The 23061-nt window shown below is 44.1% G+C and carries 25 protein-coding genes; 17 read left to right on the forward strand and 8 right to left on the reverse strand.

Annotation, left to right across the window (positions count from 1 at the left end):
- The first annotated feature begins 313 nt into the window (after positions 1 to 313).
- The 12 genes from FTU01_RS02825 (at position 314) to FTU01_RS02880 (ending at position 12217) form a co-directional block, all read left to right on the forward strand.
- Entirely contained in the window at positions 314 to 1315 is a 1002-nt protein-coding gene (locus FTU01_RS02825; protein ID WP_180138080.1) for a hypothetical protein, read from the forward strand.
- Positions 1316 to 1334: 19 nt separating this feature from the next.
- The gene (locus tag FTU01_RS02830) at positions 1335 to 2237 is read left to right on the forward strand and encodes a PIN domain-containing protein (protein ID WP_180138082.1); all 903 of its coding nucleotides are present in this window, start codon (positions 1335 to 1337) and stop codon (positions 2235 to 2237) included.
- A 71-nt stretch (positions 2238 to 2308) separates the two neighbouring features.
- A complete protein-coding gene (locus FTU01_RS02835) occupies positions 2309 to 2758 on the forward strand; it encodes an ammonium transporter (protein WP_179993121.1) in 450 nt (149 codons plus the stop codon).
- A 31-nt stretch (positions 2759 to 2789) separates the two neighbouring features.
- Complete coding sequence (gene topA / locus FTU01_RS02840) at positions 2790 to 5432, forward strand: type I DNA topoisomerase (RefSeq protein WP_005232311.1); 2643 nt, start codon at positions 2790 to 2792, stop codon at positions 5430 to 5432.
- Positions 5433 to 5556: 124 nt separating this feature from the next.
- Positions 5557 to 5754, forward strand: a complete 198-nt coding sequence (locus FTU01_RS02845) for a hypothetical protein (RefSeq protein ID WP_180138084.1) — start codon at positions 5557 to 5559, stop codon at positions 5752 to 5754.
- A 32-nt stretch (positions 5755 to 5786) separates the two neighbouring features.
- Positions 5787 to 6545: a hypothetical protein gene (locus tag FTU01_RS02850; protein WP_180138086.1), complete on the forward strand. Its 759-nt coding sequence runs from the start codon at positions 5787 to 5789 to the stop codon at positions 6543 to 6545.
- A 125-nt stretch (positions 6546 to 6670) separates the two neighbouring features.
- Positions 6671 to 7243, forward strand: a complete 573-nt coding sequence (locus tag FTU01_RS02855; protein ID WP_166136256.1) for an HdeD family acid-resistance protein — start codon at positions 6671 to 6673, stop codon at positions 7241 to 7243.
- 123 nt (positions 7244 to 7366) lie between these two features.
- On the forward strand, positions 7367 to 8509 hold the full coding sequence (locus FTU01_RS02860) for a glycerate kinase (protein WP_180032015.1): 1143 nt from the start codon (positions 7367 to 7369) through the stop codon (positions 8507 to 8509).
- Positions 8510 to 8798: 289 nt separating this feature from the next.
- Positions 8799 to 10787 (forward strand): ATP-dependent helicase, encoded by a 1989-nt coding sequence (locus FTU01_RS02865; protein ID WP_180138088.1) that lies wholly within the window; start codon positions 8799 to 8801, stop codon positions 10785 to 10787.
- A gap of 83 nt (positions 10788 to 10870) precedes the next feature.
- Positions 10871 to 11122, forward strand: coding sequence for an RNA-binding protein (locus FTU01_RS02870; protein ID WP_005232301.1), 252 nt, complete (start codon positions 10871 to 10873; stop codon positions 11120 to 11122).
- A gap of 208 nt (positions 11123 to 11330) precedes the next feature.
- Positions 11331 to 11834: a DUF6586 family protein gene (locus FTU01_RS02875; RefSeq protein WP_159123620.1), complete on the forward strand. Its 504-nt coding sequence runs from the start codon at positions 11331 to 11333 to the stop codon at positions 11832 to 11834.
- Between the two features lie 104 nt (positions 11835 to 11938).
- On the forward strand, positions 11939 to 12217 hold the full coding sequence (locus FTU01_RS02880; RefSeq protein WP_004781893.1) for a hypothetical protein: 279 nt from the start codon (positions 11939 to 11941) through the stop codon (positions 12215 to 12217).
- Positions 12218 to 12417: 200 nt separating this feature from the next.
- Here the strand turns inward: FTU01_RS02880 and FTU01_RS02885 are convergent, their stop codons facing one another.
- From FTU01_RS02885 to FTU01_RS02900, 4 genes are all read right to left on the reverse strand, one after another.
- Complete coding sequence (locus tag FTU01_RS02885; protein ID WP_159123619.1) at positions 12418 to 14145, reverse strand: cation:proton antiporter; 1728 nt, start codon at positions 14143 to 14145, stop codon at positions 12418 to 12420.
- Between the two features lie 153 nt (positions 14146 to 14298).
- Positions 14299 to 14454 (reverse strand): 50S ribosomal protein L33, encoded by a 156-nt coding sequence (gene rpmG, locus FTU01_RS02890; protein ID WP_001205031.1) that lies wholly within the window; start codon positions 14452 to 14454, stop codon positions 14299 to 14301.
- A gap of 16 nt (positions 14455 to 14470) precedes the next feature.
- Positions 14471 to 14707 (reverse strand): 50S ribosomal protein L28, encoded by a 237-nt coding sequence (gene rpmB / locus FTU01_RS02895; RefSeq protein ID WP_000048256.1) that lies wholly within the window; start codon positions 14705 to 14707, stop codon positions 14471 to 14473.
- 165 nt (positions 14708 to 14872) lie between these two features.
- Positions 14873 to 16321 carry a coniferyl aldehyde dehydrogenase gene (locus tag FTU01_RS02900; protein WP_159123618.1) on the reverse strand — a complete coding sequence of 483 codons (1449 nt, stop codon included), beginning with the start codon at positions 16319 to 16321 and terminating at the stop codon, positions 14873 to 14875.
- A gap of 114 nt (positions 16322 to 16435) precedes the next feature.
- On the opposite strand from FTU01_RS02900, the gene FTU01_RS02905 reads away from it, so the two are divergent.
- From FTU01_RS02905 to FTU01_RS02925, 5 genes are all read left to right on the forward strand, one after another.
- Positions 16436 to 17155 carry a TetR/AcrR family transcriptional regulator gene (locus tag FTU01_RS02905; RefSeq protein ID WP_034580311.1) on the forward strand — a complete coding sequence of 240 codons (720 nt, stop codon included), beginning with the start codon at positions 16436 to 16438 and terminating at the stop codon, positions 17153 to 17155.
- Positions 17156 to 17216: 61 nt separating this feature from the next.
- Positions 17217 to 18083: a formyltetrahydrofolate deformylase gene (purU, locus tag FTU01_RS02910; protein ID WP_004781900.1), complete on the forward strand. Its 867-nt coding sequence runs from the start codon at positions 17217 to 17219 to the stop codon at positions 18081 to 18083.
- A 193-nt stretch (positions 18084 to 18276) separates the two neighbouring features.
- Positions 18277 to 19047, forward strand: coding sequence for a TonB-dependent receptor (locus FTU01_RS02915; protein WP_159123617.1), 771 nt, complete (start codon positions 18277 to 18279; stop codon positions 19045 to 19047).
- 25 nt (positions 19048 to 19072) lie between these two features.
- Entirely contained in the window at positions 19073 to 19696 is a 624-nt protein-coding gene (locus FTU01_RS02920; protein ID WP_034702346.1) for a MotA/TolQ/ExbB proton channel family protein, read from the forward strand.
- On the forward strand, positions 19696 to 20100 hold the full coding sequence (locus FTU01_RS02925) for a biopolymer transporter ExbD (protein WP_004781905.1): 405 nt from the start codon (positions 19696 to 19698) through the stop codon (positions 20098 to 20100). Before FTU01_RS02920 ends, FTU01_RS02925 begins: the two co-directional genes overlap by 1 nt.
- 89 nt (positions 20101 to 20189) lie before the next feature.
- Here the strand turns inward: FTU01_RS02925 and msrA are convergent, their stop codons facing one another.
- The 4 genes from msrA to dfrA40 all read right to left on the reverse strand — a co-directional run bounded on the left by msrA (position 20190) and on the right by dfrA40 (position 22963).
- Positions 20190 to 20714 (reverse strand): peptide-methionine (S)-S-oxide reductase MsrA, encoded by a 525-nt coding sequence (msrA, locus tag FTU01_RS02930; protein ID WP_004781907.1) that lies wholly within the window; start codon positions 20712 to 20714, stop codon positions 20190 to 20192.
- Positions 20715 to 20812: 98 nt separating this feature from the next.
- Positions 20813 to 21274, reverse strand: coding sequence for an META domain-containing protein (locus FTU01_RS02935; RefSeq protein WP_180057617.1), 462 nt, complete (start codon positions 21272 to 21274; stop codon positions 20813 to 20815).
- A gap of 103 nt (positions 21275 to 21377) precedes the next feature.
- Positions 21378 to 22424 (reverse strand): DUF4105 domain-containing protein, encoded by a 1047-nt coding sequence (locus FTU01_RS02940; RefSeq protein WP_180138090.1) that lies wholly within the window; start codon positions 22422 to 22424, stop codon positions 21378 to 21380.
- 26 nt (positions 22425 to 22450) lie between these two features.
- Positions 22451 to 22963 (reverse strand): trimethoprim-resistant dihydrofolate reductase DfrA40, encoded by a 513-nt coding sequence (dfrA40, locus tag FTU01_RS02945; protein ID WP_180057611.1) that lies wholly within the window; start codon positions 22961 to 22963, stop codon positions 22451 to 22453.
- Positions 22964 to 23061 lie beyond the last annotated feature (98 nt).

Below are 23061 nucleotides of genomic sequence, written 5' to 3' on the forward strand. Positions count from 1 at the left end.
GAGTGATGGGAGAGAATGTTCAAGAGTGGATTCTAAATGTTCAGATAAAGACATAAAAAAATGAGCGTATTTACATACACTCATTTTTACTACATTTTACTAAAATTTGCTTAACTGACTGGCATTACTCCAGTCGTGAGGGTTTTCTTTTAAGTAGGTGAAGCTCGATAAACCTAAACCAAGTCGCTACTTTTATTCCGTCCAAGATGATCTTTAAAATCTAAATATCGTCATGGAAGGAGGAAACTATTTGACCTTTCACACACTTCCTACTCTAATAGTATTTTTCTAGCTCAGTTTTTAATCTTGCCTTATGCGCCAAAAAGTTGTCCTTCTTGATCTCGAAAATAACTTTCCTACAGCCAAACTGTTACGTGACATTGTTGAACATTATCCGACCTTGTATCTGTTTAACTGTGCCGGAAAATTCGAGTTTGCTCTAGAAGAACTGACTGAGTTGGCGAGCTGGATCAGCAGCGGACAAATTATCATTCTGGACGTCCTGGAAGCAGAGCATAAGGAATATGAATATGCCGTGATTGTGGGCCAGCTGATGGCTTTGCTGGAAGCAGATACTCATGTCGAGCTGATCTCCGCGATGGATAGCAGTGAAATGCTAATGCAGATGCTACAGGCTTCAGATATTGATTGCAGCCTGATTCAGGTGCTACCAGAGGATGCATCAACAGAGACTCAAGATAAACCCAAAATCCAGTTGCCAAGTATTGAAGCCATTAAAGCTAAACCGGCTTTGCAGCTGGTGAAAAAATATTGTGATGCGCTCGGCAAGATGAGTGGTAAACCGACCACGCTCGAAACCTTAAAAAATTCTGTCACCAATATTCTGCAAGTTTTACCAGGCAAAGCCCAGCATGTAGTTGGCATGCTGATTAATCTGAAAATAGTCAAACGTTATGACGAGCAAATCAGTTTCCGTAAAAAAGTGCTGAAACAGTGGGTGCAGCTGGATCTCAATGAACATGTACCCATTGAAAAACCAGCTTTGAATCAGGTGATCTCGAAGCTTAATCCTGAAGAGCCTGTTGTTGAACCTGCTCAATCTCTAATCCAGTCTGCCCAGCAAGGCCTGTTCAAAAACTTTAATAAAATTGATCCGGTACAGCTCGAAGTTGCACGCAAGCTGCGCGAATTACAGGGAAATAAGCCTAAAGATATTTATGAATTACGTGATTTGCTCGAGCAGTTATTTCCAAAATCCGATGTCCGTCTTTTACTTAAAGAGTTGATTGAAAAAGGATATATTTATTGGAATGGTCACGAAGTGTTATATAGTCATGAGATGTTTCTAAATTAGAATAATCTCATGAGGGCATATGAAAAAAATACTGTTATTGGATATTGAAAACTTACCTAAAACTGAAACAGAGCTCCTTCAATATCTTGCCCAATATCAATATGTTTATCTGGTCTATGCCAAAACGCCCATGGGGTTTAGTCTGGATGGTGTCGTCAGGCTTGCACCTGCAATCAGTGCAGGAAAACTAAAAGTCCTGAAGATGCCTAAAATAGGTAAAGACGCTGCTGATTTTGGCCTATGTTTTATTGCTGGACAGCTTTCTACCCAATATAAAAGCTCTGAAGTTTGCTTCGAGATTATGTCGAATGACTTTTCTATGGAATATGTGGCGGACTTACTTAAAATTGCCAAATTTCAGGCTAAAGTTATTTCAGCTAAACCATTAGTCAATCCAAATATTGCTCAGCAAATAAAAGCAGAAATAGACATTCAAAAGCTGATTTTTCAATACTGCTCCAATTTAGTGAGAAGTAACTTTTCTAAGCCTGCAAAAGTAGAAACTTTAATCAACTCGCTTAAAGCCAATTTAAAAGTGGAAGAAAAATATGCTCAGCTTTTAGTAGATGAATTAATTAGAATAAAAATTATTAAAAATCAGTCTGGTAAGCTTCAATATCAGACTGCAGCAATTGAAAAATTTTATAAACAGCATTTAGCTACCGTCGAAACCGTCGAAACCGTCGAAACTCAAGATGAAGTGACTGAAAGAAAATTAAGTCATTTACGTCTGCGCCTGATGCCTTATCTCAATGTTTTTGCAGAACGTCGGCCTAAATTTATTGCCAGTTTCGAGGCGTTACTAGAGCGATGCGTGCCTAAGGAAGAGGTACGAGAATCACTCGATTTACTCATCAAACATCAGCTAATACAGTTAAATAAACGGGAAATTATTTATAGTCCGCAGCTGCTGGGAAATTAAATTTATCCAGCGGTGCTTGCCTTTTATAGCGGGCTTATGCAAATCTAATATAAGAACATAAAGGTTGAACTATGGAAAATACCGGAATCTGGGTGGCAGTTGTCATCATCGTTTTCGTACTGGGGTCTATTTTTGGTCTGCGTGTGAGTCCTAGAGAAAAGGCATTAGGACTTATGCGTGATAAAGCCCGCAAGATGGGCTTACATCCACGTCTGGTGGTTGCACCGGACTGGACCAACATTCCCAAGGCGACTGAAAGTCGTGCCAGTATGGTGGCCTATTATAGTGTGCTGCTTCCAGATGCCCGTTTACCGCTGATGCGTGCTCGCGTGGTTGATAACAAACTTGAACTGGTGTATGGGGATGACAAATTTAAAGATTTTCCCATTGCATTAAAGGGCATTTATGCTATTGATATGCAGGCAAACTGTGTAGGACTCTATTGGGATGAAGAATCTGATCTTAGAGCCACACAACTTGATGACATCAAGGCACTATTACATTCTTTGGCTGAACTTTAATTTTAGAAATAAACAGGATTAAACGGTTAATATGGCGAACGCTCCTCGGTCCACATCAAAAAGCAGCACGGCGAAGTCTTCCGACGCTGGAAGTAAACGTGCCTTGGTGATTGTGGAGTCGCCTGCAAAAGCGAAAACAATCAACAAGTATCTCGGTTCAAACTACATCGTGAAATCCTCGGTGGGTCATGTGCGTGACTTGCCAACGGGCGGCTCTGCGAAAACTGCAGAGAAAAAACCGGTGACCCGAACCAAGCTGACTGAAGCAGAAAAAGCGGAAAAATCACAGCAGGCGTTGATTAACCGGATGGGTGTCGATCCAGAACATGACTGGAAAGCCAAATATGAAGTCCTTCCGGGCAAGGAAGGCGTAGTCGCTGAACTGAAAAAACTGGCATCGCAAGTCGATGAAGTGTATCTCGCAACGGATTTGGACCGTGAAGGGGAAGCGATTGCCTGGCATTTAAAAGAAGTGATCGGCGGCGATGATTCACGCTATCAACGTGTGGTCTTTAACGAAATTACCAAAAATGCCATTCAGGAAGCGTTTAAACAGCCCTCACGTCTAGATACCAATAAGGTCAATGCCCAGCAGGCACGCCGTTTCCTGGATCGTGTCGTCGGCTTCATGATTTCGCCACTGCTATGGGAAAAAATTGCCCGTGGTCTGTCTGCGGGGCGTGTACAGTCTGTCGCTGTAAAGCTGGTCGTGGAACGCGAACGTGAAATTCGTAAGTTCATTCCTGAAGAATACTGGCAGGTTTTTGCAGATACCAAATCCAAGAAAGATGATATTCGTCTGGAAGCGGTCAAGCAAAATGGCAAGACTTTAAAGCTGCATAATAAAGCTGAAACAGATGCTTTACTGAATCTGATTAAAGACGCTGAATATAAAGTTATTAGCCGTGAAGATAAGCCGACCAAGGTGAATCCAAGTGCGCCGTATATCACGTCTACCTTGCAACAGGCCGCAAGTACCCGTCTAGGTTTCTCGGTAAAGAAAACCATGATGCTGGCACAGCGCCTATATGAAGCTGGTTTCATTACCTATATGCGTACTGACTCCACCTTCCTGAGTGATGATGCAGTCAATATGGTGCGTGGTCATATCGAGTCTGAATATGGCGAGAAATATCTGCCAGCCAAGCCGAACCGTTATGGTAATAAAGCTGGTGCGCAGGAAGCCCATGAGGCCATTCGTCCATCCAATGTGGCATTGAAAGGCGATAGTCTGGCTGGAGTGGAACGTGATGCACAGCGTCTGTATGACCTGATCTGGCGTCAATTTGTAGCTTGTCAGATGACACCAGCAGAATATTTATCATCGACTATTTTAGTGGATGCGAATGGTGTTGAACTGAAAGCCAAAGGTCGTACTCTGGTATTTGATGGTTTCACCAAAGTTCGTGGCCAGAACAAATCTGATGATGATGTACTGTTGCCTGCTGTGAAAGTTGGTGAAGTGCTGAAGCTGGAAAAACTAGATCCATCTCAACATTTTACCAAACCACCGGCACGTTTTACTGAAGCATCATTGGTAAAAGAGCTTGAGAAAAAAGGTATTGGTCGTCCTTCGACTTATGCTGCCATTATCTCGACCATTCAGGATCGTGGTTACGTAAAACTAGAGAACCGTCGTCTCTTTGCTGAGAAGATGGGTGAGATCGTCACCGACCGTCTGGACGAAAGTTTCAACAACCTGATGAATTATGACTTTACTGCAGACCTTGAAGGTCAGCTGGATAAAGTGGCAGATGGTGAGCGTAACTGGAAAGATCTGTTAGATAGCTTCTATGGTGACTTCAAAAAACGTCTGACCAATGCTCAGGGTGAAAACGGCATGCGCCGCAATCAGCCTGTAGAAGTTGAAGCTGTACACTGTAAAGAATGTGACCGTCCGATGCAGATCCGTACCGGAACAACGGGTGTATTCCTGGGCTGTTCGGGTTATAACTTGCCACCGAAAGAACGTTGTAAAGGTACATTGAACCTGACTCCGGTTGAATCTCTGGCAGCACTGTCTGATGATGATGCAGCAGAAACTGCTGACCTGATGTCGAAAAAACGTTGTCCAGTCTGTGGCACTGCAATGGACAGCTATGTGATTGATGGCGGCCGTAAACTGCATATCTGTGGTAATAACCCGGACTGTACAGGTTATGAGCTGGAAGAAGGCGAATTCAAGATTAAGGGTTATGATGGCCCAACCATTCCATGTGATAAATGTGATGGTGAAATGCAGCTGAAAACTGGCCGTTTTGGTCCATATTTTGCCTGCACCAGTTGTGAAAACACCCGTAAAGTCCTGAAGAATGGTCAGCCTGCGCCTCCGCGTGTTGATCCGATCAAGATGGAACATTTGCGTTCAACCAAGCATGACGATTTCTTTGTTCTGCGTGATGGCGCAGCCGGTCTGTTCCTGGCCGCGAGCAAGTTCCCGAAAGTCCGTGAAACTCGCGCACCGAAGGTCGCAGAACTGCGTACTGTAGCGGATCAGCTAGATCCAAAATATCAGTTTATTTTGCAGGCGCCAGATGTGGATCCTGAAGGAAATCCAACCTTGGTGAAATTCAGCCGTAAGAACCAGTCTCAATACATTGGTTCAGAAACCCCTGAAGGCAAACAAACCAAATGGTCACTGGTCTATCAGGATGGCAAATGGGTTGAAGCCTAAGCTATAAGACATCAAGAAAATGCTGACGAAAGTCGGCATTTTTTTATGACTAAGTATTTTTGATCAACACAGTTCTAGGATATTCTAGGCGTTAAATAATAAAAGATTAAAATAGGAATCATCCATGACTTGGCTAGATAAATTCCTGTTCTTAAGTATCGGATTAGGATCTATCCTGTATTTCATGCTTGGAAAGATTAATGAAATGGGTATTCCTATGGATCGGGGAATGATGATTATTTTGGTGATTATTATGTTGCTGGTTACTTTGAGCTGTGTTTTATATCTACGCTCTGAAGATCAAAAAACGAAACAAAAATAACATTTAAATAAACTCTCTATTGGCATGCTTATATGTGGAAAAAAATCCGAATCCTGATTTTATTGATGATTTTATTTGTGGTGGCAATTAACGCTTATCGGGATCAGAATCAGGACTGGAACAAACCAGTCTTTGTTCTGTTGCATCCGATCAATGCAGATGGATTGGCGACCACACAGCAATATATCCAGCAATTGTCTGCTCAGGATTTAAAAGGGACACAAGAATATCTGGAAAAAGCGGCCCAGCAGTACCGTGGACAGCCTACTTATTTTTATTTTAATCTGGGACGTGAACTCAAAGAATTGCCGCCTAAAGTGCCGGAGCAGGCCTCCTTACTTGGCACCATTTTATGGAGTCTAAAATTCCGTTTCTATGCCTGGCAACAGCAGCAAGGTTCAGATCCTTCATCGAATGTTACTCTCTTTTTAAATTATTATGATCCTGCACACACCCAGCAATTAAAACATTCAACGGCTCTGCAAAAAGGCCGAATCGGTTCAGTCAATCTATTTGCTTCAAGCAGACAGTCTGACCAGAATAAGATTGTCCTAGTGCATGAATTACTGCATGCCTTTGGCGCTTCAGATAAATATGATCTCGCCACAGGCCAGCCGATATACCCAGTGGGTTATGCCAATCCCAATCAGCAGCCTTTATTTCCCCAAACCAAAGCTGAGCTGATGGCAGGGCACATTCCGGTATCGCAAAGTACCAGTAAAATGCCAGAATCTTTAAATCAGACCCTGATTAATGAAATCACGGCGATTGAACTTGGCTGGAAAAAATAATTAACAAAGTGCTAAATAAACCGGCATAACTTACTATTTCTATAGATAAACTCAGTGAATTTCTAACAAATTTCTCCATGATTTAAGAGTATAATCAAAGTCATAGCCAATGACTTGAGAAGAATATGAAGACTGTTGGAAATGATCTTGTTCGGCATCAATTGCATGAAAACCGTAAATGGTATTTAGGCCTGGGTGCCTTATTAGTGTTATTTGGAATCGTACTGTTAGCGTCGCTGCCTTTTGCCACCTTATCCATCGTATTCTTGTTTGGGGTCCTGATGATGATAGGTGGGGTGGTTCATCTGATCGCCGGGATTAAAATCTTCGATGGGGCATTTCGCTGGCTCTGGCTGCTATTTGGTATTATCTATTTTATTGCGGGCTATTATGCTTTTAGCACGCCAGCGAAAACTGCGATTGTACTGACCAATCTACTTGCGATTGCTTTGCTTGCGGCGGGAATAATTCGCATCTTCAATGCTTTTATCTTTAAAGCATTCCGTGGCTGGGGCTGGACTTTATTTTCCGGGATTTTAACTTTAGCTACAGGTATCCTGATTCTATTGTCACCGAATGCACCGTTCTGGGTTCTGGGCGCTTTTCTGGCAATCGATCTTTTGTTCCAAGGGATTAACTATTTGACTTTGGCTTCCTATATCAAACATCGTGTGCCAAAAAGCTCCGCAGATCTTTAAGTAAGATCAGTATAAAAAAGAGTGTGAATCAGCGCTCTTTTTTATTGGCATGTTCAGCTTTGCCTGTAAGATGGGTATGCACTTCAAATTAGTATAAAACCTATCACGCGGCCGATCATATTCATGAAAACCTTTGTTCTAGCGCCAGATTCTTTTAAGGAAAGTATGACTGCCGAGCAGGCCTGTCAGGCGATGCAGCGTGGTATTTTGCAGGTCTTTCCTGACGCAAATTGTATTACTGTACCCATGGCAGATGGTGGTGAGGGAACTGTAGATGCATTAATCTCAAGTCTAAAGGGTGAACGAGTAACGTGCCGAGTTACAGGGCCATTAGCCAGTCAGTCGATCGGAACTTATTTTGGATTGGTTAATGCAGGTCAGACCGTAGTGATTGAAATGGCCAAGGCCAATGGCATTCATCTGCTCGAAGCTACTCGGCGTAATCCCATGTTGACCTCGACTTATGGCACAGGGGAAATGATCAAACAGGCGCTAGATCTTGGCGTAAAGAAAATCATTATTGGGCTCGGTGGTAGTGTTACCAATGACGGTGGTGCCGGTATGGCTCAGGCTTTGGGAGTCCGATTCTTAAATACTGCAGGAGAATCAATTCAGGTCTGCGGTGGTAATCTGGATCAGATTGATCAAATTGATTTTTCCCAACTCGATGCTCGTTTAAACAATACGGAAATCTTGATCGCTTCAGATGTGAATAATCCGCTCTGTGGGTCGAATGGTGCTTCAGCGATCTTTGGGCCGCAGAAAGGTGCAACATCGGAAATGGTGCAACAACTGGATCGGAACCTGAGTCATTTTGCTGATCTGGTTGAAACAAGCTTAGATATTTCTTCTAAAAACCTTCCCGGCGCAGGGGCAGCCGGTGGGTTAGGTTTTGGGCTGATGGCGTTTGCAGGAGCAAAGCTGCAATCCGGTGTAGCGTTAATTATGGAACAGAATAAACTGGCACAAAAAATTGCGAATGTAGATTATGTTTTCACTGGCGAGGGCAAGATTGATCATCAGACTGCTTTAGGAAAAACACCATTTGGTGTGGCTCAGGTCGCCCAGCAATTAAATAAACCGGTAATTGCGTTTGCAGGTTTGGTCGGTGAGGGGATTGAGTCACTGTATCAGGTTGGTTTTAGTCAGATTGTGGGGATTAATCCACCAGATTTTTTATTGGAAGAAGCCTTAAAGAATGCAGAAATCAATCTGGAAAAAGCGGTTGTTCAAACTGTTCAAAATATTAAGGAACAGGGTGTTTGAGTAAGATGGTCATTGCCGCAAAAGCTTTATAAAAAGACAAATATAAACGCGTAAGCAGATTTTACTTTTCAGGGATGAGAAGCCTCAAAATATATTTTGAGTTTGTAAGGTAACAAAAATCCTTTGCTGGATTTAGGGTATATCCCTATACCTCAATCCAGCGGAAGGCATCCATGCCGTCAACCCTATAGCTCATTAAGAATAAAAGTTCGCTCTGTTTCAGAGCAGCTCAAAGCTATAATAAGAGTGATCTGTTAAACTACACCTATCCACAAATTGATGAGTGACCATGAGTTTAGCCTCCCTGATAGATGAATTAAATCCGCAACAAAAGCAAGCTGCGACAACAGAAGCAAAGCACAGTTTGGTTTTGGCTGGGGCAGGCTGTGGCAAGACCAAAACTATCGTGGCACGTGCAGCTTATCTGATTGATCAAGGCGTACCAGCGAATCAAATTCAGATTCTGACCTTTACACGTCGTGCGGCGAGTGAAATCGTGGCACGGGTGGAACTGGCACTCGGTGAACAGGCCAAAGGCTTACGTGCATCAACGTTTCATACCTTCTGTATGTATCTGCTGCGCCGGATTCCAAAGGCTTTTGGACTGGAACAGTTTTCAATTATTGACCGTGATGATCAGCTGATGATGTTCCGCCTGATTCGCGGGCGTGATGACAAGAAAAATCCAAATTACTTGCCGAAGCCACAGGAACTCTGTGATTTATATTCCTTTGCGCGGAATACCCGGCAGAAACTGAGTCTGGCTTTGGAAAAGCAGATGCCAGAATATCTGGCACTCAAAGACCAGATTGCCGACATTATGAAGGAATATGAAGCGCGTAAGCGTGCGCGTAGCTTTCTGGATTATGATGATATCCTCGCTGTGGTGGCGACTGCTTTGGCACAGTCTGAAGGGCTAGTGGAATATGTGTCCTTAATTTGTCGGCATATGCTGGTGGATGAAATGCAGGATACTAATCCATTGCAATGGGCATTACTCGAACCTCTCAAAGAACATATTAGCCTGTTCTGTGTTGGCGATGATGCCCAGTCAATTTATGGTTTCCGTGGTGCCGATTTTGAAAATATTCATCATTTCAAAGAACGTGTACCGGATGCCCAGATTTTTAAACTAGAAAAAAATTATCGTTCAACTCAGGAAATCCTTGATCTGTCTAACTGGCTGCTGGATCAGTCCGAAATTAAATATGACAAGCGGCTGGATGCGCATCGTGGTGAAGGCATCAAGCCAAAGATGCACATTTTCCCGAACGAGTTTGATGAAGCGAAATGGATCGCGATTGATATTAAAGAGCGCCATTATCTGCAAGGCAGCAAATGGTCCGATCATATGGTGCTGGTACGTTCCAGTTATGCAGCGCGACATATTGAAGCAGCTTGTATCGCGGCCAATGTTCCGTATCGATTCATCGGCGGGATGAAACTGTTAGAAACTGCGCATGTGAAAGATCTGCTCAGCCTGTTGCGTGTGGTGGCGAATCCTCTGGATGATATTGCCTGGATGCGCTTTTTGACCTTATGGAATGGTGTGGGTGATGTCGGGGCGAGTAAGCTGTCTCAGCAGCTTTTAGCTGAGCCAGAGATGGATATCATTGCCGACAAGCTAAAAAAATTTGGCAAGATTCCACTGGAAACCATTCTGATTATGAAGCAAATGGCGGTACTCAAAACCGAAGTACAGGCCTGTGTTGGTCTGGCAGTCCAAGCCATTGAAGCACAACTGGCCGAGAACTATAAAAAAGACTGGAATCGCCGTCAGGGAGATTTTGAATTGGTAAAACAGCTGGCTTCCAAGCATGCTCAAGTGAGTGAGTTTCTGGAAGAGTATGTGCTCGATCCGGTCTCTATTTCCGAAATTGAACGCCAGTCGGATACGGATGTGGTGACCCTCATTACCATTCACTCGGCCAAGGGTACGGAACAGAAAGTCTGTTATGTGGCTAATGTTACGCCGGGACAATATCCGCATGCACGGGCGCAAGGGGATTTTGATGATGTCGAGGAAGAGCGGCGTGTATTGTATGTGGCGCTGACTCGTGCACAGAATGAACTGATTCTGACCAAGCAAAACCTGAATCACTGGGCGCGTGAAACGGTAGATGAGCAGGGGCGTAAAATTGAAAGCTATTTTCTCAATGATTTGACCCGCAATTTATGTGTCACAGAAACTCATTACAAAACCCGTCAACAGACTGTGAAAAGTGCTTTAATTGAGCGCCAGTCGATTAATTTAGATTTTGGGATTGATCTCGATTAAACTATCCCTTCTGGGTTTGACGCAAAAAGTAGAGTAGGCACGTGCTTTTTGATTATTTTTGCCTATCTTCTTAAGGTTATCCGATGAAAATTTTAGTTCGTAACTTGGCACGCACTGTAACAGAAGCTGAATTGCTGACCCTGTTTCAGCAATACGGTACTGTTGAATCTTGTGCGCTAGTCATGGATGCAGAAACAGGCAAGTCTAAAGGTTTTGCTTTCGTAGAAATGCCACATGGCCGTGAAGCCGTTAAAGCAATTAAAGGTTTAAATACACTGCGCCTGCATGGTCAGGGGATTCGTGTGAAGCAAGCTGAAGAAAAGCCACAGGCTTAATAACACCTGATAAAAAAGAGCATGTGTGATGCTCTTTTTTTTGCCTTTAAAAAGGCTTGGATTTTTACTGAAGAGTCAATATCAGCAGTCTGAAGTATCAAGATCATGCAGAATAGATCGACAGCGTAGACAATCTTGCATTGCGTAATGCGAGCGGACGTTTTACTTTATAAGAGCCAAAATTTGTTTTAATGCTTAGGAAATCTCGATGACACGAGTTGCTCGCTATCATGCGGACCGTACCAATCAAAAACTTTATTTCGCCCGTATGGCCTGTCAGCAGGCTGAACAGACTGATCATGTGCAGCAGGCACAAGCTCATCGTGAAGCTGCCGTATTCCATCTGCATGGGGCGCTGCTGGCCTTTTTGCAGGAACTGGTACGCTATTACCGTCTGAATGACTTGAGCCCGACGCTGAAATCGATTGAAGAGCTTATGGCGGCTAAGGGGCAGGTATCACCTGAAGTGACCGTATTACAGCATTTATCCAAAGATGGTTTTCTTGCTGAACTGAAACGTGCTTACCGTCTCTGCCAATATGCGCCAGAGCCAAGTTCGCCACAACCCGAAGACGAAACTTCTTCAAATCTCATCATTAAAGTCACACAGACACCACAAGCCTGGTTACCTGATACTGCTATATTACGAGAATGGCATCGTGACCTGACGCAGCTTATTGATGGTTTTCGTAATGAGATGGTTGAATTTTAATCTGATCAGCTGTACTTGAAATTGCGATTATTAACCCTATATCAATTACTCTAATGATGCAAAGTGCAATCGCTCTTTGCCACCATGTTGAACATGGAGGATATATGTCTATAGAACAGTTGAAAGATTTATTTGGTAATCAAGACGCGATTTTGGAACTCGTTCAACTTGAAGGTGGCGCGTTGGCATTACGAAATGCGGGCTCAAAAAAACAGCCATTAGTCATGATTCAGTTTAATGACGAGGTCAAAGCCCTGTTGGGTGATCAAACGCCTGTGATTGCACAACACATGATTCAGGCCGCTTTATATGGTTTGCTGGAACAGCAGGTCAATGAATGGCAAGCTGAAGTTGTGGATGAAGAGCCAAAATATATGAGCTGAATTGCCTACCCTGGCGAGCAGAAAAGCACACTTGAAGTGTGCTTTTTTTGTTTTTATCAAATGAAAAAAATAGAGAATAAGAGAAAAATTAAGTCGGTTAGATTAGAGACGCAATTTGAAATTTTATGGTTCAGCGATCTGATAAATTCCAGTTCAATCAAAAAAAAGAAGTTGCCAATTCTGACAACTTCTTTAAGAAATCAGCCTGAATAATGCGTAGGCGGATGGTTATGCGCAATCTCGATCTGGTTCAAAATATGATTGCTCATATTTCTCGCCATTTCCTCTTTGGCATAGTACACCTCGCCAATATTGTCACGGCGAATCACTTCAGCTTCTTCCTTGCTTTCCGCACATAGCAGGATCTGAATAGCAGGGTTTAGGGTCTTGGCAATATCCACGATTTTATGGATATCAATAATATCCATCGGTGAGATCACCAATAGACGTGCATGCTGAATGTGAGCCTGAATCAACACACCGGGTTCAGTTGCGACACCAGAAACTGCCGCAATGCCTTTTTTACGCAAGTTCTCTACGATCTCACGGTTTTCTTCGGCAATGACTACCTTAATATCTTGCTCCATTAGAGATAAGGTAATTCGACGACCGACTTCACCATGCCCCACAATCACCACCTGATCACGCAGATAGTCCTGCGAGACCTCATCCGGTAGCATGGCAAGCGGATCACCACTACGCTCCAATAAGCGCGCCAGAGACGAACGTTCGCGGATCCATTTTTGTACCGGTTCTACTGCTGAGAAAATAAACGAGTTCAGGGTAATCGAAATCAGGGCACCCGCCAGAATCAGGTTTTGTCCATCGAGTGACAATAGATTTAGCGATACACCAAGTGCGGCCAGAATAAAAGAGAATTCACCGATTTGTGCCAGAGATGCACCGACGGTGAGTGCCGTATTGATTGGGTAGCGGAAGAACAGCACCAGTGCCATCGCTGCGATGGTTTTACCAATCATGATAATACCGAGCACCGCCAACACATGAAGTGGCTGATCCATCAGGATACGCGGATCAAACAGCATACCGACGGACACAAAGAACAGAATCGAGAAGATTTCACGCAGCGGTAAGGTTTCTTCTTCGGCACGGTGGCTGAAGTCAGACTCTTTCACTACCATCCCGGCAAAGAACGCACCGAGTGCCATGGATACGCCAAAGACCTTATAAGCCCCAAAGGCAATCGATACGGCTGCAGCTACGACGGTTAAGGTAAATAGCTCACGTGAGCCTAAACGTGCCACCACCTGCATGATCATTGGCACTAAACGTTTACCAATAATCAGCATGAAAGCAATAAAGCCGGCTACTTTGAGCAAGGTAATGCCTAAGGTGATCCAGACATTCTGATCGCTACTACTACCTTCCAGTGCCTGACCACCGAGAAGTACTGCAGTTGCGGGTAATAATACCAGTGCCAGCACCATGACCAGATCTTCAACCAGAAGCCAGCCGACTGCAATTTTCCCGTTAATGGATTCGAGCAGGCCACGATCCCCTAGGGCTTTGAGAAGCACGACGGTACTGGCACAGGACAGGCTTAAGCCAAAGATCAGGGCAGAGCCAAAATTCCAGCCCCAGAGCATGGAGACCCCGACCCCGAGCAGTGTCGCGACTGCAATCTGCAAGACTGCACCCGGCAAGGCAATACGCCTGACCTGCATCAGGTCATTCAGAGAAAAGTGCATCCCGACACCAAACATCAGGAACATGACGCCAAGTTCGGCCAGCTGGTTCGCCAGATGCACATCTCCAACCACGCCTGGGGTGTTCGGGCTAATCAGAATCCCGGCAACCAGATAACCAATCAGTGGGGGAAGGCGTAGACGTGCAGCGATATAGCCAAAAACCAGGGCCAAGCCAAAACCGACAGCTAACAGGATAATGAGCTCTACGTCATGTGGCACTAAACACTCCTTTAAAATAAATTTTATGAAATTTCAGTTTTTTATGGGAAATAAGCACAGAAAATGCCAGAAGAAACAGAAAGTTTATCAAGCCGCATAAAAAAAATGCAAAAAAAAACGACCGGGAAGGTCGCTTTTTTCAAAAAACTAAAATTATTTGATTTTAGCTTCTTTGAAGATTACGTGTTGACGGATTTTTGGATCAAATTTTTTGATTTCCATTTTTTCCGGCATAGTACGTTTGTTCTTAGTAGTGGTATAGAAATAACCTGTACCAGCTGAAGAAACTAAGCGAATCTTATCACGCATTGTCCTGACTCCTTACTTAGATCTTTTGACCTTGAGCACGAAGGTCAGCAACAACCTTTTCAATGCCCAATTTGTCGATAATACGCATACCTTTAGTGGTTAAACGAAGACGTACAAAACGTTTTTCGCTTTCTAACCAGAAACGGTGGTGGTGCAGGTTCGGCTCGAACCGGCGCTTAGTTTTGTTGTTGGCGTGTGAGACGTTGTTACCAACGACTGGACGCTTGCCGGTAACTTGGCAAACCTTAGACATGGTGTAACTCCATTGATTTAGCCAACAGCAAATCTGTATGGCCAGTCAAAAATAAACGGATTGAATTCATTCAAGGGGCGTTTTATATCAAAAATGCGCTTAAAAGACAAGCGATTTTGTCTAAAACGAAGCATGAGCCCGTGTGATAGCTCATGCCTTGATCATTTATCGAAGAAGTGTCTTCGAAATCAGCTTATGGATCGGCTTATTAAACGGAGGCAGAATGTATTTCAAGCTATACAGCTTAGGATTCGACATTACAGACCGTTCATGCGACAAACTGAAGAAGCCTTCTGGCCCATGATATTTACCCATACCGGAAGCACCGACACCACCAAATGGCAGGTCATCCTGTGCGACATGGGTTAATACAGTGTTTTGCCCGAAATGCCCTGAATGGGTACGCTGTGCGACATAATCAGCACGCGCCTGATCAAAGTCGAAATAGTATAATGCAAGTGGACGCGGACGGCTATTAATAAAGTCGATAACGTCGTCAATTTGATCATATTCCATGATCGGCAGGAGCGGCCCAAAGATTTCATGCTGCATGATCTGCATGCTTGGCATAACATTGGTCACGATGGTCGGTGCAATTTTACGCAGGTCTGCTGGCGATTCATTACGTGGATTGATTTCAATAATCTGCGCGCCTTGCTCACGGGCATCATCCAGATAACCTTGCAAACGATTGTACTGCTTGTCATTGATAATCGAGGTGTAATCCTGATTATGGCTGATGTCCGGATACATGCTTTCGACACAGGCTTTAAAATGATCGATAAACTCGGCAGTTTTGCCACGCGGCAGGAACATATAATCCGGTGCCACGCAGGTTTGGCCCGCATTCCAGAGCTTGCCCACGGCAATACGCTGAGCTACATCACGCAGGTCAATGGATGGATGCACTAGTACAGGGGATTTGCCACCCAGTTCCAGAATCACAGGTACCAGATTTTCCGCAGCTGCTGCCATCACGGTTTTACCCACAGCCGTTGAGCCGGTAAAAATCATCTTGTCAAAAGCCAGTCGGCAGAAGGCATCAGATACCGTACCGCCACCATTCACCACGGCAACCAGTTCTTTAGGAAAGGCTTCAGCTAAGGCTTTTTCCAGTACCTTGCCAAAAGCAGCCGATGAACTGGAAATTTTGATCATGGCATGGTTGCCCGCAGCTAACGCACAGATCAGAGGACCAATGGATAATAATAAAGGGTAGTTCCACGGTGCGATGATGCCGATCACGCCTAGAGGTTGATACTGTACCCAGGCTTTTGCCGGCTGGTGAATAATACCGACATGACGCTTGGACGGTTTCATCCAGCCGGTCAGGTTTTTGCTGTAATATTTAATATGTTCAAGACAAGTCAGTAACTCGCCAATTTTGGTTTCCCCGATAGAGCGGTTACCATAGTCTTGATTAATTGCATCGGCAAATTGATCTTGATACTTAACTAAGATACGCTTAAGCCGAGCTAAACGATCGATACGTTCCTTTGCAGTCGGCAGTGGGTAGCGTAAGTAGGCGTGTTTTTGTTGAGCCAGAATTTCATTGAGGTGCTGGCTATCAAGAAAATGTGGTGTCATTGAAGTTGTTTTTGTGTGACTGTTCATGCCGCACTACCATTATTCAAAATCGATTAATTAATTTTTAGAGCAAATACTCTAATTAGTCAAGTTACTTTGTGTGTTAGTCTACTAATGCATGAACTGAATGGTTATTTTAGGATGTCCCAAACCAAAACGTTAAAAACCAAAGAGCGTATCTTACAGCTCAGCTTGCAGTTGTTTAATGAACGTGGCGAACGATCTGTAACCACCAACCATATTGCTGCTGAACTCGGCATGAGTCCGGGTAATCTGTATTACCATTTCCGTAATAAAAATGAAATTATCAAGGAACTGATGGAGCAGTATCAGCATCAGACGCTGGAAATGCTGGCACTTCCGGAAGACCGTGCTCTGGATGCCAATGACAAGATTCATTATTTTCAGGTACTGAGCAGTCAGCTTTGGGCTTATCGTTTTCTGCACCGTGATGTATACCATCTGGTCGAAAATAACGAAGATTTCCGCAAGCTTTATCCGCGTTTTGCCGGACAGGTGATGCAGCAGGGACAAAAAATTTATAAAGCCTTCGTAAATGCCGGCCTGATGGAAATGACCGATTCAGAAATTGAAGCGCTGATCATTAACCTCTGGATCGTGCTGACCAACTGGACCAACTTCCTGTATATGTCGGGTCATATTACCGATTCCAACACTCTGGAAGAAAAATGGGTCTGGCAGGCACTGCGTCAGATGGTGTTCCTGGAAGGTGCTTATCTGCGTGGTGAAAGCCGTCAGACGTATGAAAGCTTACTTAACTCGTTCGGTTCTTCAGAGCTATTTGCCAGTCTGTCGTCGCCTAAACCGCCTGAATCTGAACAAACTATTCAGAATATCTAAGAAACGCGTTAGAATACTCGGCTTATTTTTTTAATTTAACTAATTAGTGACCTTAACCAACATGAATATGACGACTGCTAATACCGCACGTTTATTGATTACTTGTGAAGACAAGCCGGGCATCGTGCAGGCTGTTTCAAGCTTCTTGTATCATCAGGGTGCCAACATTACGGCGCTTGATCAATACGCGACAGCAGCGCAGGGCGGACGTTACTTCATGCGTGTTGAGTTTGAACTGGACAATCTGCAAAGCCGTAAAGAAAGCCTGTTGCAGACTTTTGCTGGCAATGTTGCAGAGCGCTATGGCATGCACTGGCGTCTGGCACTGGTCAGTGATGTGAAAAAGGTCGGTATTCTGGTTTCTAAAGTCGACCATGCGTTGCTAGAGCTGTTATGGCGTCATGCACGCGGCGGCCTGCCATGTGAAATCACTAAAGTGGTATCTAACCACGAAACTCTACGTGAATCAGTAGAAAACTTTGGTATTCCGTTTGAAGTGGTTCCGGTGACCAAAGAGAACAAACGTGAGGCCTATGCACAGATTGATGAACTGATGCAGGGTAACGACCTGCTGGTATTAGCCCGTTATATGCAGATTCTGGATGAAGAATTCGTAAGTAAATGGGAAATGAAAGTGATCAATATTCATCATTCATTCCTGCCAGCATTCGTGGGCGCCAATCCATACAAACAAGCTTATGACAAAGGTGTAAAATTGATCGGTGCAACTGCACACTATGTGACAGCCGATCTGGATCAGGGTCCAATCATTGAGCAAGATGTGGAGCGTGTGAACCATGACTTTACTGTGGAACAGCTGCGTGAACTGGGTCAGGACGTTGAACGTAATGTGCTGGCACGTGCAGTGAGATGGCATCTGGAAGACCGTGTGATTGTCGACGGCAATAAAACTGTCGTGTTCCAATAAGCGCTTGCATCTCTGTTTAAAAAAGGCATACTTTAAGTATGCCTTTTTTGTTTGAAACAAAAATAATGGAGAAAAGTGGGATTAGTAGTTGCAAATGAAAACACTTCTCATTTATTATTGGCGTACTTTAATTGTGCTAACCGATGAGCTTGATAGTTTGTTTCGTATCATCTCTTCGAGGTAAATAGATTTAATGAGTCAAGTTGCTGCTCCCATGACACCACCACCGTCAAATCAGATGAAAAAGAAAGTCGTTTCTATTCTGGCGGCGGTTCTGGTTGGACACGTGGGTCTCTTATGGGCAGTCAGCCAGATGGAAGCACCTGAACTGAAACAGGTCGATAAAGAACCTTTAAAGGTTCGTTTCGTCAAACTTCAGGAAGCCCCAAAACCTTTACCACCGAAGCCAAAGCCGCCAGAGCCTAAACAAGAGCCACCAAAGCCGAAAGAAGTTAAAATTGTAGAAAAACCGCTGCCACCGCCACCCAAAAAAGTAGAAAAAATTGAGCAGGTGAAAAAAGCAGAAACGCCTAAACCTGTTACTGCACCGCCAGTTGAGGCCAAACCGGCACCAAGTCCAGTGGTTCCTGCGGTTGTGACTGAAACTAAAAAAGTGGCACCTGCGCCGGTTGCGCCACCAGTACCTGTCGCACCGCCGACTCCACCTGCACCGCCAGCACCGAAAAGTGTGGCAATTGGCGGCGGCGTATCTTGGCAGCGTGCACCAAAAGTGTCGCTCTCGGCAGGAGAATTAAAATCAGCCTGTTCATTAGTGGTGGATGTATCTGCAAATGAGCAGGGGAAAGTGGTCTCTGCGACCGCACGAAATTCGAGTTGTAGTCCGGCCGTTACGCGCAAAGTTGAATCAGCGGTACGTCGTGCACAACTGACCAAATATGTTGAAAATGGTGTGGCTTATCCAACCCGAGTGGAACAGCCTTTCGATTTTCAGATTACCAAATAACGGCTAACCCATTAGGAGTTCGAATATGAACTTTTCAGTTTATTGGCAACACGCTGATGCAGTCAGTAAAACACTGTATTTCGTGTTATTGGCAATGTCGATTGCGACATGGACCATTTTTGTGCTGCGTTTAATGGGCACTCGCCAACTTAAACAGATTGCCTATGCTCAATTATCTAAAGCATTAGGACAATTGAAAAATAAAATGACTCCTTTGGCATTTGAACAACGTAAAGCTGTAGCTGAGCAGGCTTTATTGCGTCAGATCGCATTAGAAAAAGGTAATGCGGAAAAAGGTGTATCTGTCTTGGGTACCATCGCTTCAATTTCACCCTTTGTCGGTCTGTTCGGTACAGTATGGGGGATCTTCCACGCACTGGTTGCCGTGGGTAAGAGCGGTCAGGCAGGTCTGGCACAAGTAGCCACTCCCGTGGGTGAAGCGCTGATCATGACCGGTCTGGGTCTGGCTGTGGCGATTCCTGCAGTACTTGCATATAACATCTGTGTACGTGTCAACCGTACTTTAAGCAATGAACTGCAAGACCATGCGCATAGCTTATTGATTGATACCATGTTGCAGCAGGACTCTTCTGCAAAGAAGGCTGATGCGAAAGTAACACAAGACAGTTTAGTTGGAGGTCAAGCTTAATGGCTTTTCAATTGGGTGAAGACAACGATACAGGCATGAATGAGATGAATCTCATTCCCCTGATCGACATTATGTTGGTATTGATGATCATCTTTCTGGTGACAGCGACCGTTGCGAACCCATCAATTCCATTAACCTTGCCGCAAACCACTGCAGAAATTATTGACCTGCCACCTGAAAATGTCACCATCAGCATCAATGCCAAAGGTGATGTAGCGTGGAATGGTGATGTACTGACCCTGGATCAACTTGAAACCCGTTTCAATGAGGCGAGCCAGGCACAGCGTCAACCGACCATCGTATTGAAAGCAGATAAAGAATCACGTTATGACACCGTTGCTCAAGTGATGTCACGCGCGAGTGGAGCCGGACTCAGCGATATTGCCTTTGCAACTGATAACTAATTTTTTACTCTCAATGAAAAAAGCGACTGATCTCAGTCGCTTTTTTATTACCTTAATTTAAGAGGGCATTTGATCAAGCCGCATCCAGATTAATGAGTTTTGAGCAGCGTCATAAACTTATGTTGTAATTTGTTCAGCTTGGGCGGAATCGCGAAATTACAGTAGCCCTGATTCGGATTCTTGGCAAAGAAATTCTGGTGATATTCTTCAGCAGGGTAGAAAGTCGGTGCAGGGCTAAGTTCAGTCACAATATTCAATCCTTCAGCTTTCAATGAGTCTATTGTGAGCTGTGCAGTTTCTTTCTGCTCATCATTAAAATAATAAATTACAGAACGATATTGCGTGCCGACATCATTGCCCTGACGGTTTAATGTCGTTGGATCATGGGTTGCGAAAAAGACTTCGAGCAACTGACTATACGTAATCTGATTTTCATCGAAATCGATCAGGATCACTTCGGCATGATTGGTATCACCGCCGCAGACTTGCTCATAGGTCGGATTAGGATTTTGTCCACCCGCATAGCCGCTGACGACCTTCTGTACGCCCTGAAGCTGTAAAAATACTGCTTCGGTACACCAAAAGCATCCACCACCAAATAGTGCTTGTTGCATGGTTAAGTCCTCATCATTGTAGAGTGCTGATTATTGAATGTTCATATGAGTATGAAAGATATAAAGCCTGCACGACACAGGTTTTTTGTAGTCAAAACTTAGCGAGGCTGTACTGCACTTTCTAACTGAATGAGTAAATTGCCATGACGGTCCATTAATTTCAGGGTTTTACCATAGACCTGATAATGAGTCACTTTGCTCAGTGTCTCCTTAAATTTCTGATCCAGACCTGCATTATCCAGACAAGCCATTTCGGTACTCGCCATCTGGCTTAAGTTAAGGGTGTCTTTGCCGGCAGTGTAGCTGCCCATGATACGGTTACAGCCATCTGCGCCAGACACGCGTTGAGTCGCTGCATCGAATTGCAGACTTGGAATATTGCGTGTTGTCGGTGTTGTAGTAATTTCGGTATTACCAATCTGGTTCACAATCCAGGTACGATTTTGCAGGAGCTGTAAATTATTTTCAGTTTTGACTGATGAGGTACTAGGTACGGTTTCACAACCTGATATAGCAAAGACTGAACCTAAAATCATGATTGCTGTTAATTTTTTTAGCATGAGAGAGACTCTAATTCTGAGTTAGCTATTTGTATATAAACAAAAAAATGCAATATATGCCAGTTGATTTTGTATCTTTCTTTAAGTTGGATAGCTTAGAAAATTATCTGGAACTCGGCTCAGGTAGGCCTTGACGCAGGCGTTGTGAATACTCCTGACTGGAGATCTGACCGATATCTTTAACCCGTGGATTAACGTGTGCACGCTGATACCAGGTTTGTATATCCCAGCGCTGATCTAGCGCTTTTAAATCATATAGATAATCGGGTAAATATCCAGAAGCCAGCAGACGGTAATCTGAAGGAAGCTGTTGTTGAGATACTGCCTGAGCCATATCAAAGACCAGCGTCGTGCAGTTACTGCTCAAGGTGTTATACCATTTAGGTTCTTTGGCCAGTTCATCAGCCTTACGCAGATATTCTTTAAATAGGGCCTGAGCTTCTGCTTGCGGCATTTTGACCGGAAAAAAGTAAACCTGCTCACCACGAATATTGCTACGCGTATATACAATATCTTTCTCATCTGAGGCGACCAAACTCAGTTCATATTTTCGGAAGAAGCCACCAATAGCAGAAAATTTCTCATCCTTTTCTTTGCGAATTTCGATCGAGAAGGCGAGCGGTTTCTGATTGGCAAAATCAAAACTGACCAGCGTATGGGCAATTTTAGGTCCCATCCAGTAAGAGGTAATAATGTTTACCCCGGTAATGTCGTTTAGATCAAAACTCCGGCTTTCCCAGCGTTCAGTATATTGACCCTCTGCTTGCCAGTCAAAATTACGGATATTGTGCAAGGTGACTTGATTGCCTTGCTGCTCATAGGAGAGCAGTCGGGAAACTTCAGGATTCCAGTCACGATCCTGACGAGGTTCTATGCTTAAATAAGCCAGTAAGCTGACCAGAAAGGCTAGCAGATAAAGCACTGTATCCACCTGGCGGGAAATCAGATGCTTGGTGAAATAAATGCTCAAGACCACACAGGCAAATAGAAGCCAGAGACCGATCAGAATGATGCTGCCAATTTTACCCAAGGGTTGTTGCACCCAGAGCATCAGGCTCAGCCAAAGACTTGAACACAGGACAAATACACTAAACAGACTCCCTAATAACCACAGGCTCCAATGCTTTTCTGAATTTTCTTGTCCTTGCATGTTCAATCTTTTATAGAAAATAGGCTTTATTTTCTGTATGTTGCGAACTCAAATGCAATACCGGTTTTGTCATCGATATGTTGTTCTGATGCAACTTTTTTGAACTCGGCTGGAATTTCCGGATAGTAGGCGTGACCCTGTACATCCAGTTCAACATGGGTCAGTTCCAGACGATCAGCGATCTCCAGAGTCTGTTTAAAGATTTCACCACCGCCAATAATAAAAATAGCATTCGGTTTTTCTGAAGTCTGCACATCGGCCACGGCTTGAGTCAAGGCATCTTCAATCGTATGCGCGACTTTGACGCCTTCAAAAGACCAGTCAGGATCGCGGGTAATCACCCAGTTCACACGTTTAGGCAACGCACGGCCCATCGACTCAAGCGTTTTACGACCCATGACAATCACGCCACCCTGGGTAATTTCCTTAAAGTGCTTGAGATCTGCTGAGATATGCCAAGGCAGATCATTGTCCTTACCAATACAGCGCTGCTGATCCATTGCCACGACATGAACGACTTCTAAATCCTGAAATGCCATACCCATACTCAAAAACAGATAAAAATTATTGCTATTAAAATGCAAAATCCCACTTTAAGCAAAGTGGGATTTGAATATTTTCCGGGGCTTAACCAGAA

Source organism: Acinetobacter sp. YH12043, assembly GCF_013419915.1.
In the GTDB taxonomy this organism is placed as follows: Bacteria; Pseudomonadota; Gammaproteobacteria; order Pseudomonadales; family Moraxellaceae; genus Acinetobacter.

Excerpts from the sequence above, each read along its gene's own strand:
- FTU01_RS02825 (WP_180138080.1), top strand. The coding sequence starts at position 314 with ATGCGCCAAAAAGTTGTCCTTCTTGATCTCGAAAATAACTTTCCTACA.
- FTU01_RS02830 (WP_180138082.1), top strand. The coding sequence starts at position 1,335 with ATGAAAAAAATACTGTTATTGGATATTGAAAACTTACCTAAAACTGAA.
- FTU01_RS02835 (WP_179993121.1), top strand. The coding sequence starts at position 2,309 with ATGGAAAATACCGGAATCTGGGTGGCAGTTGTCATCATCGTTTTCGTA.
- topA (WP_005232311.1), top strand. The coding sequence starts at position 2,790 with ATGGCGAACGCTCCTCGGTCCACATCAAAAAGCAGCACGGCGAAGTCT.
- FTU01_RS02845 (WP_180138084.1), top strand. The coding sequence starts at position 5,557 with ATGACTTGGCTAGATAAATTCCTGTTCTTAAGTATCGGATTAGGATCT.
- FTU01_RS02850 (WP_180138086.1), top strand. The coding sequence starts at position 5,787 with ATGTGGAAAAAAATCCGAATCCTGATTTTATTGATGATTTTATTTGTG.
- FTU01_RS02855 (WP_166136256.1), top strand. The coding sequence starts at position 6,671 with ATGAAGACTGTTGGAAATGATCTTGTTCGGCATCAATTGCATGAAAAC.
- FTU01_RS02860 (WP_180032015.1), top strand. The coding sequence starts at position 7,367 with ATGAAAACCTTTGTTCTAGCGCCAGATTCTTTTAAGGAAAGTATGACT.
- FTU01_RS02865 (WP_180138088.1), top strand. The coding sequence starts at position 8,799 with ATGAGTTTAGCCTCCCTGATAGATGAATTAAATCCGCAACAAAAGCAA.
- FTU01_RS02870 (WP_005232301.1), top strand. The coding sequence starts at position 10,871 with ATGAAAATTTTAGTTCGTAACTTGGCACGCACTGTAACAGAAGCTGAA.
- FTU01_RS02875 (WP_159123620.1), top strand. The coding sequence starts at position 11,331 with ATGACACGAGTTGCTCGCTATCATGCGGACCGTACCAATCAAAAACTT.
- FTU01_RS02880 (WP_004781893.1), top strand. The coding sequence starts at position 11,939 with ATGTCTATAGAACAGTTGAAAGATTTATTTGGTAATCAAGACGCGATT.
- rpmG (WP_001205031.1), bottom strand. The coding sequence starts at position 14,454 with ATGCGTGATAAGATTCGCTTAGTTTCTTCAGCTGGTACAGGTTATTTC.
- rpmB (WP_000048256.1), bottom strand. The coding sequence starts at position 14,707 with ATGTCTAAGGTTTGCCAAGTTACCGGCAAGCGTCCAGTCGTTGGTAAC.
- FTU01_RS02900 (WP_159123618.1), bottom strand. The coding sequence starts at position 16,321 with ATGAACAGTCACACAAAAACAACTTCAATGACACCACATTTTCTTGAT.
- FTU01_RS02905 (WP_034580311.1), top strand. The coding sequence starts at position 16,436 with ATGTCCCAAACCAAAACGTTAAAAACCAAAGAGCGTATCTTACAGCTC.
- purU (WP_004781900.1), top strand. The coding sequence starts at position 17,217 with ATGAATATGACGACTGCTAATACCGCACGTTTATTGATTACTTGTGAA.
- FTU01_RS02915 (WP_159123617.1), top strand. The coding sequence starts at position 18,277 with ATGAGTCAAGTTGCTGCTCCCATGACACCACCACCGTCAAATCAGATG.
- FTU01_RS02920 (WP_034702346.1), top strand. The coding sequence starts at position 19,073 with ATGAACTTTTCAGTTTATTGGCAACACGCTGATGCAGTCAGTAAAACA.
- FTU01_RS02925 (WP_004781905.1), top strand. The coding sequence starts at position 19,696 with ATGGCTTTTCAATTGGGTGAAGACAACGATACAGGCATGAATGAGATG.
- msrA (WP_004781907.1), bottom strand. The coding sequence starts at position 20,714 with ATGCAACAAGCACTATTTGGTGGTGGATGCTTTTGGTGTACCGAAGCA.
- FTU01_RS02935 (WP_180057617.1), bottom strand. The coding sequence starts at position 21,274 with ATGCTAAAAAAATTAACAGCAATCATGATTTTAGGTTCAGTCTTTGCT.
- FTU01_RS02940 (WP_180138090.1), bottom strand. The coding sequence starts at position 22,424 with ATGCAAGGACAAGAAAATTCAGAAAAGCATTGGAGCCTGTGGTTATTA.
- dfrA40 (WP_180057611.1), bottom strand. The coding sequence starts at position 22,963 with ATGGCATTTCAGGATTTAGAAGTCGTTCATGTCGTGGCAATGGATCAG.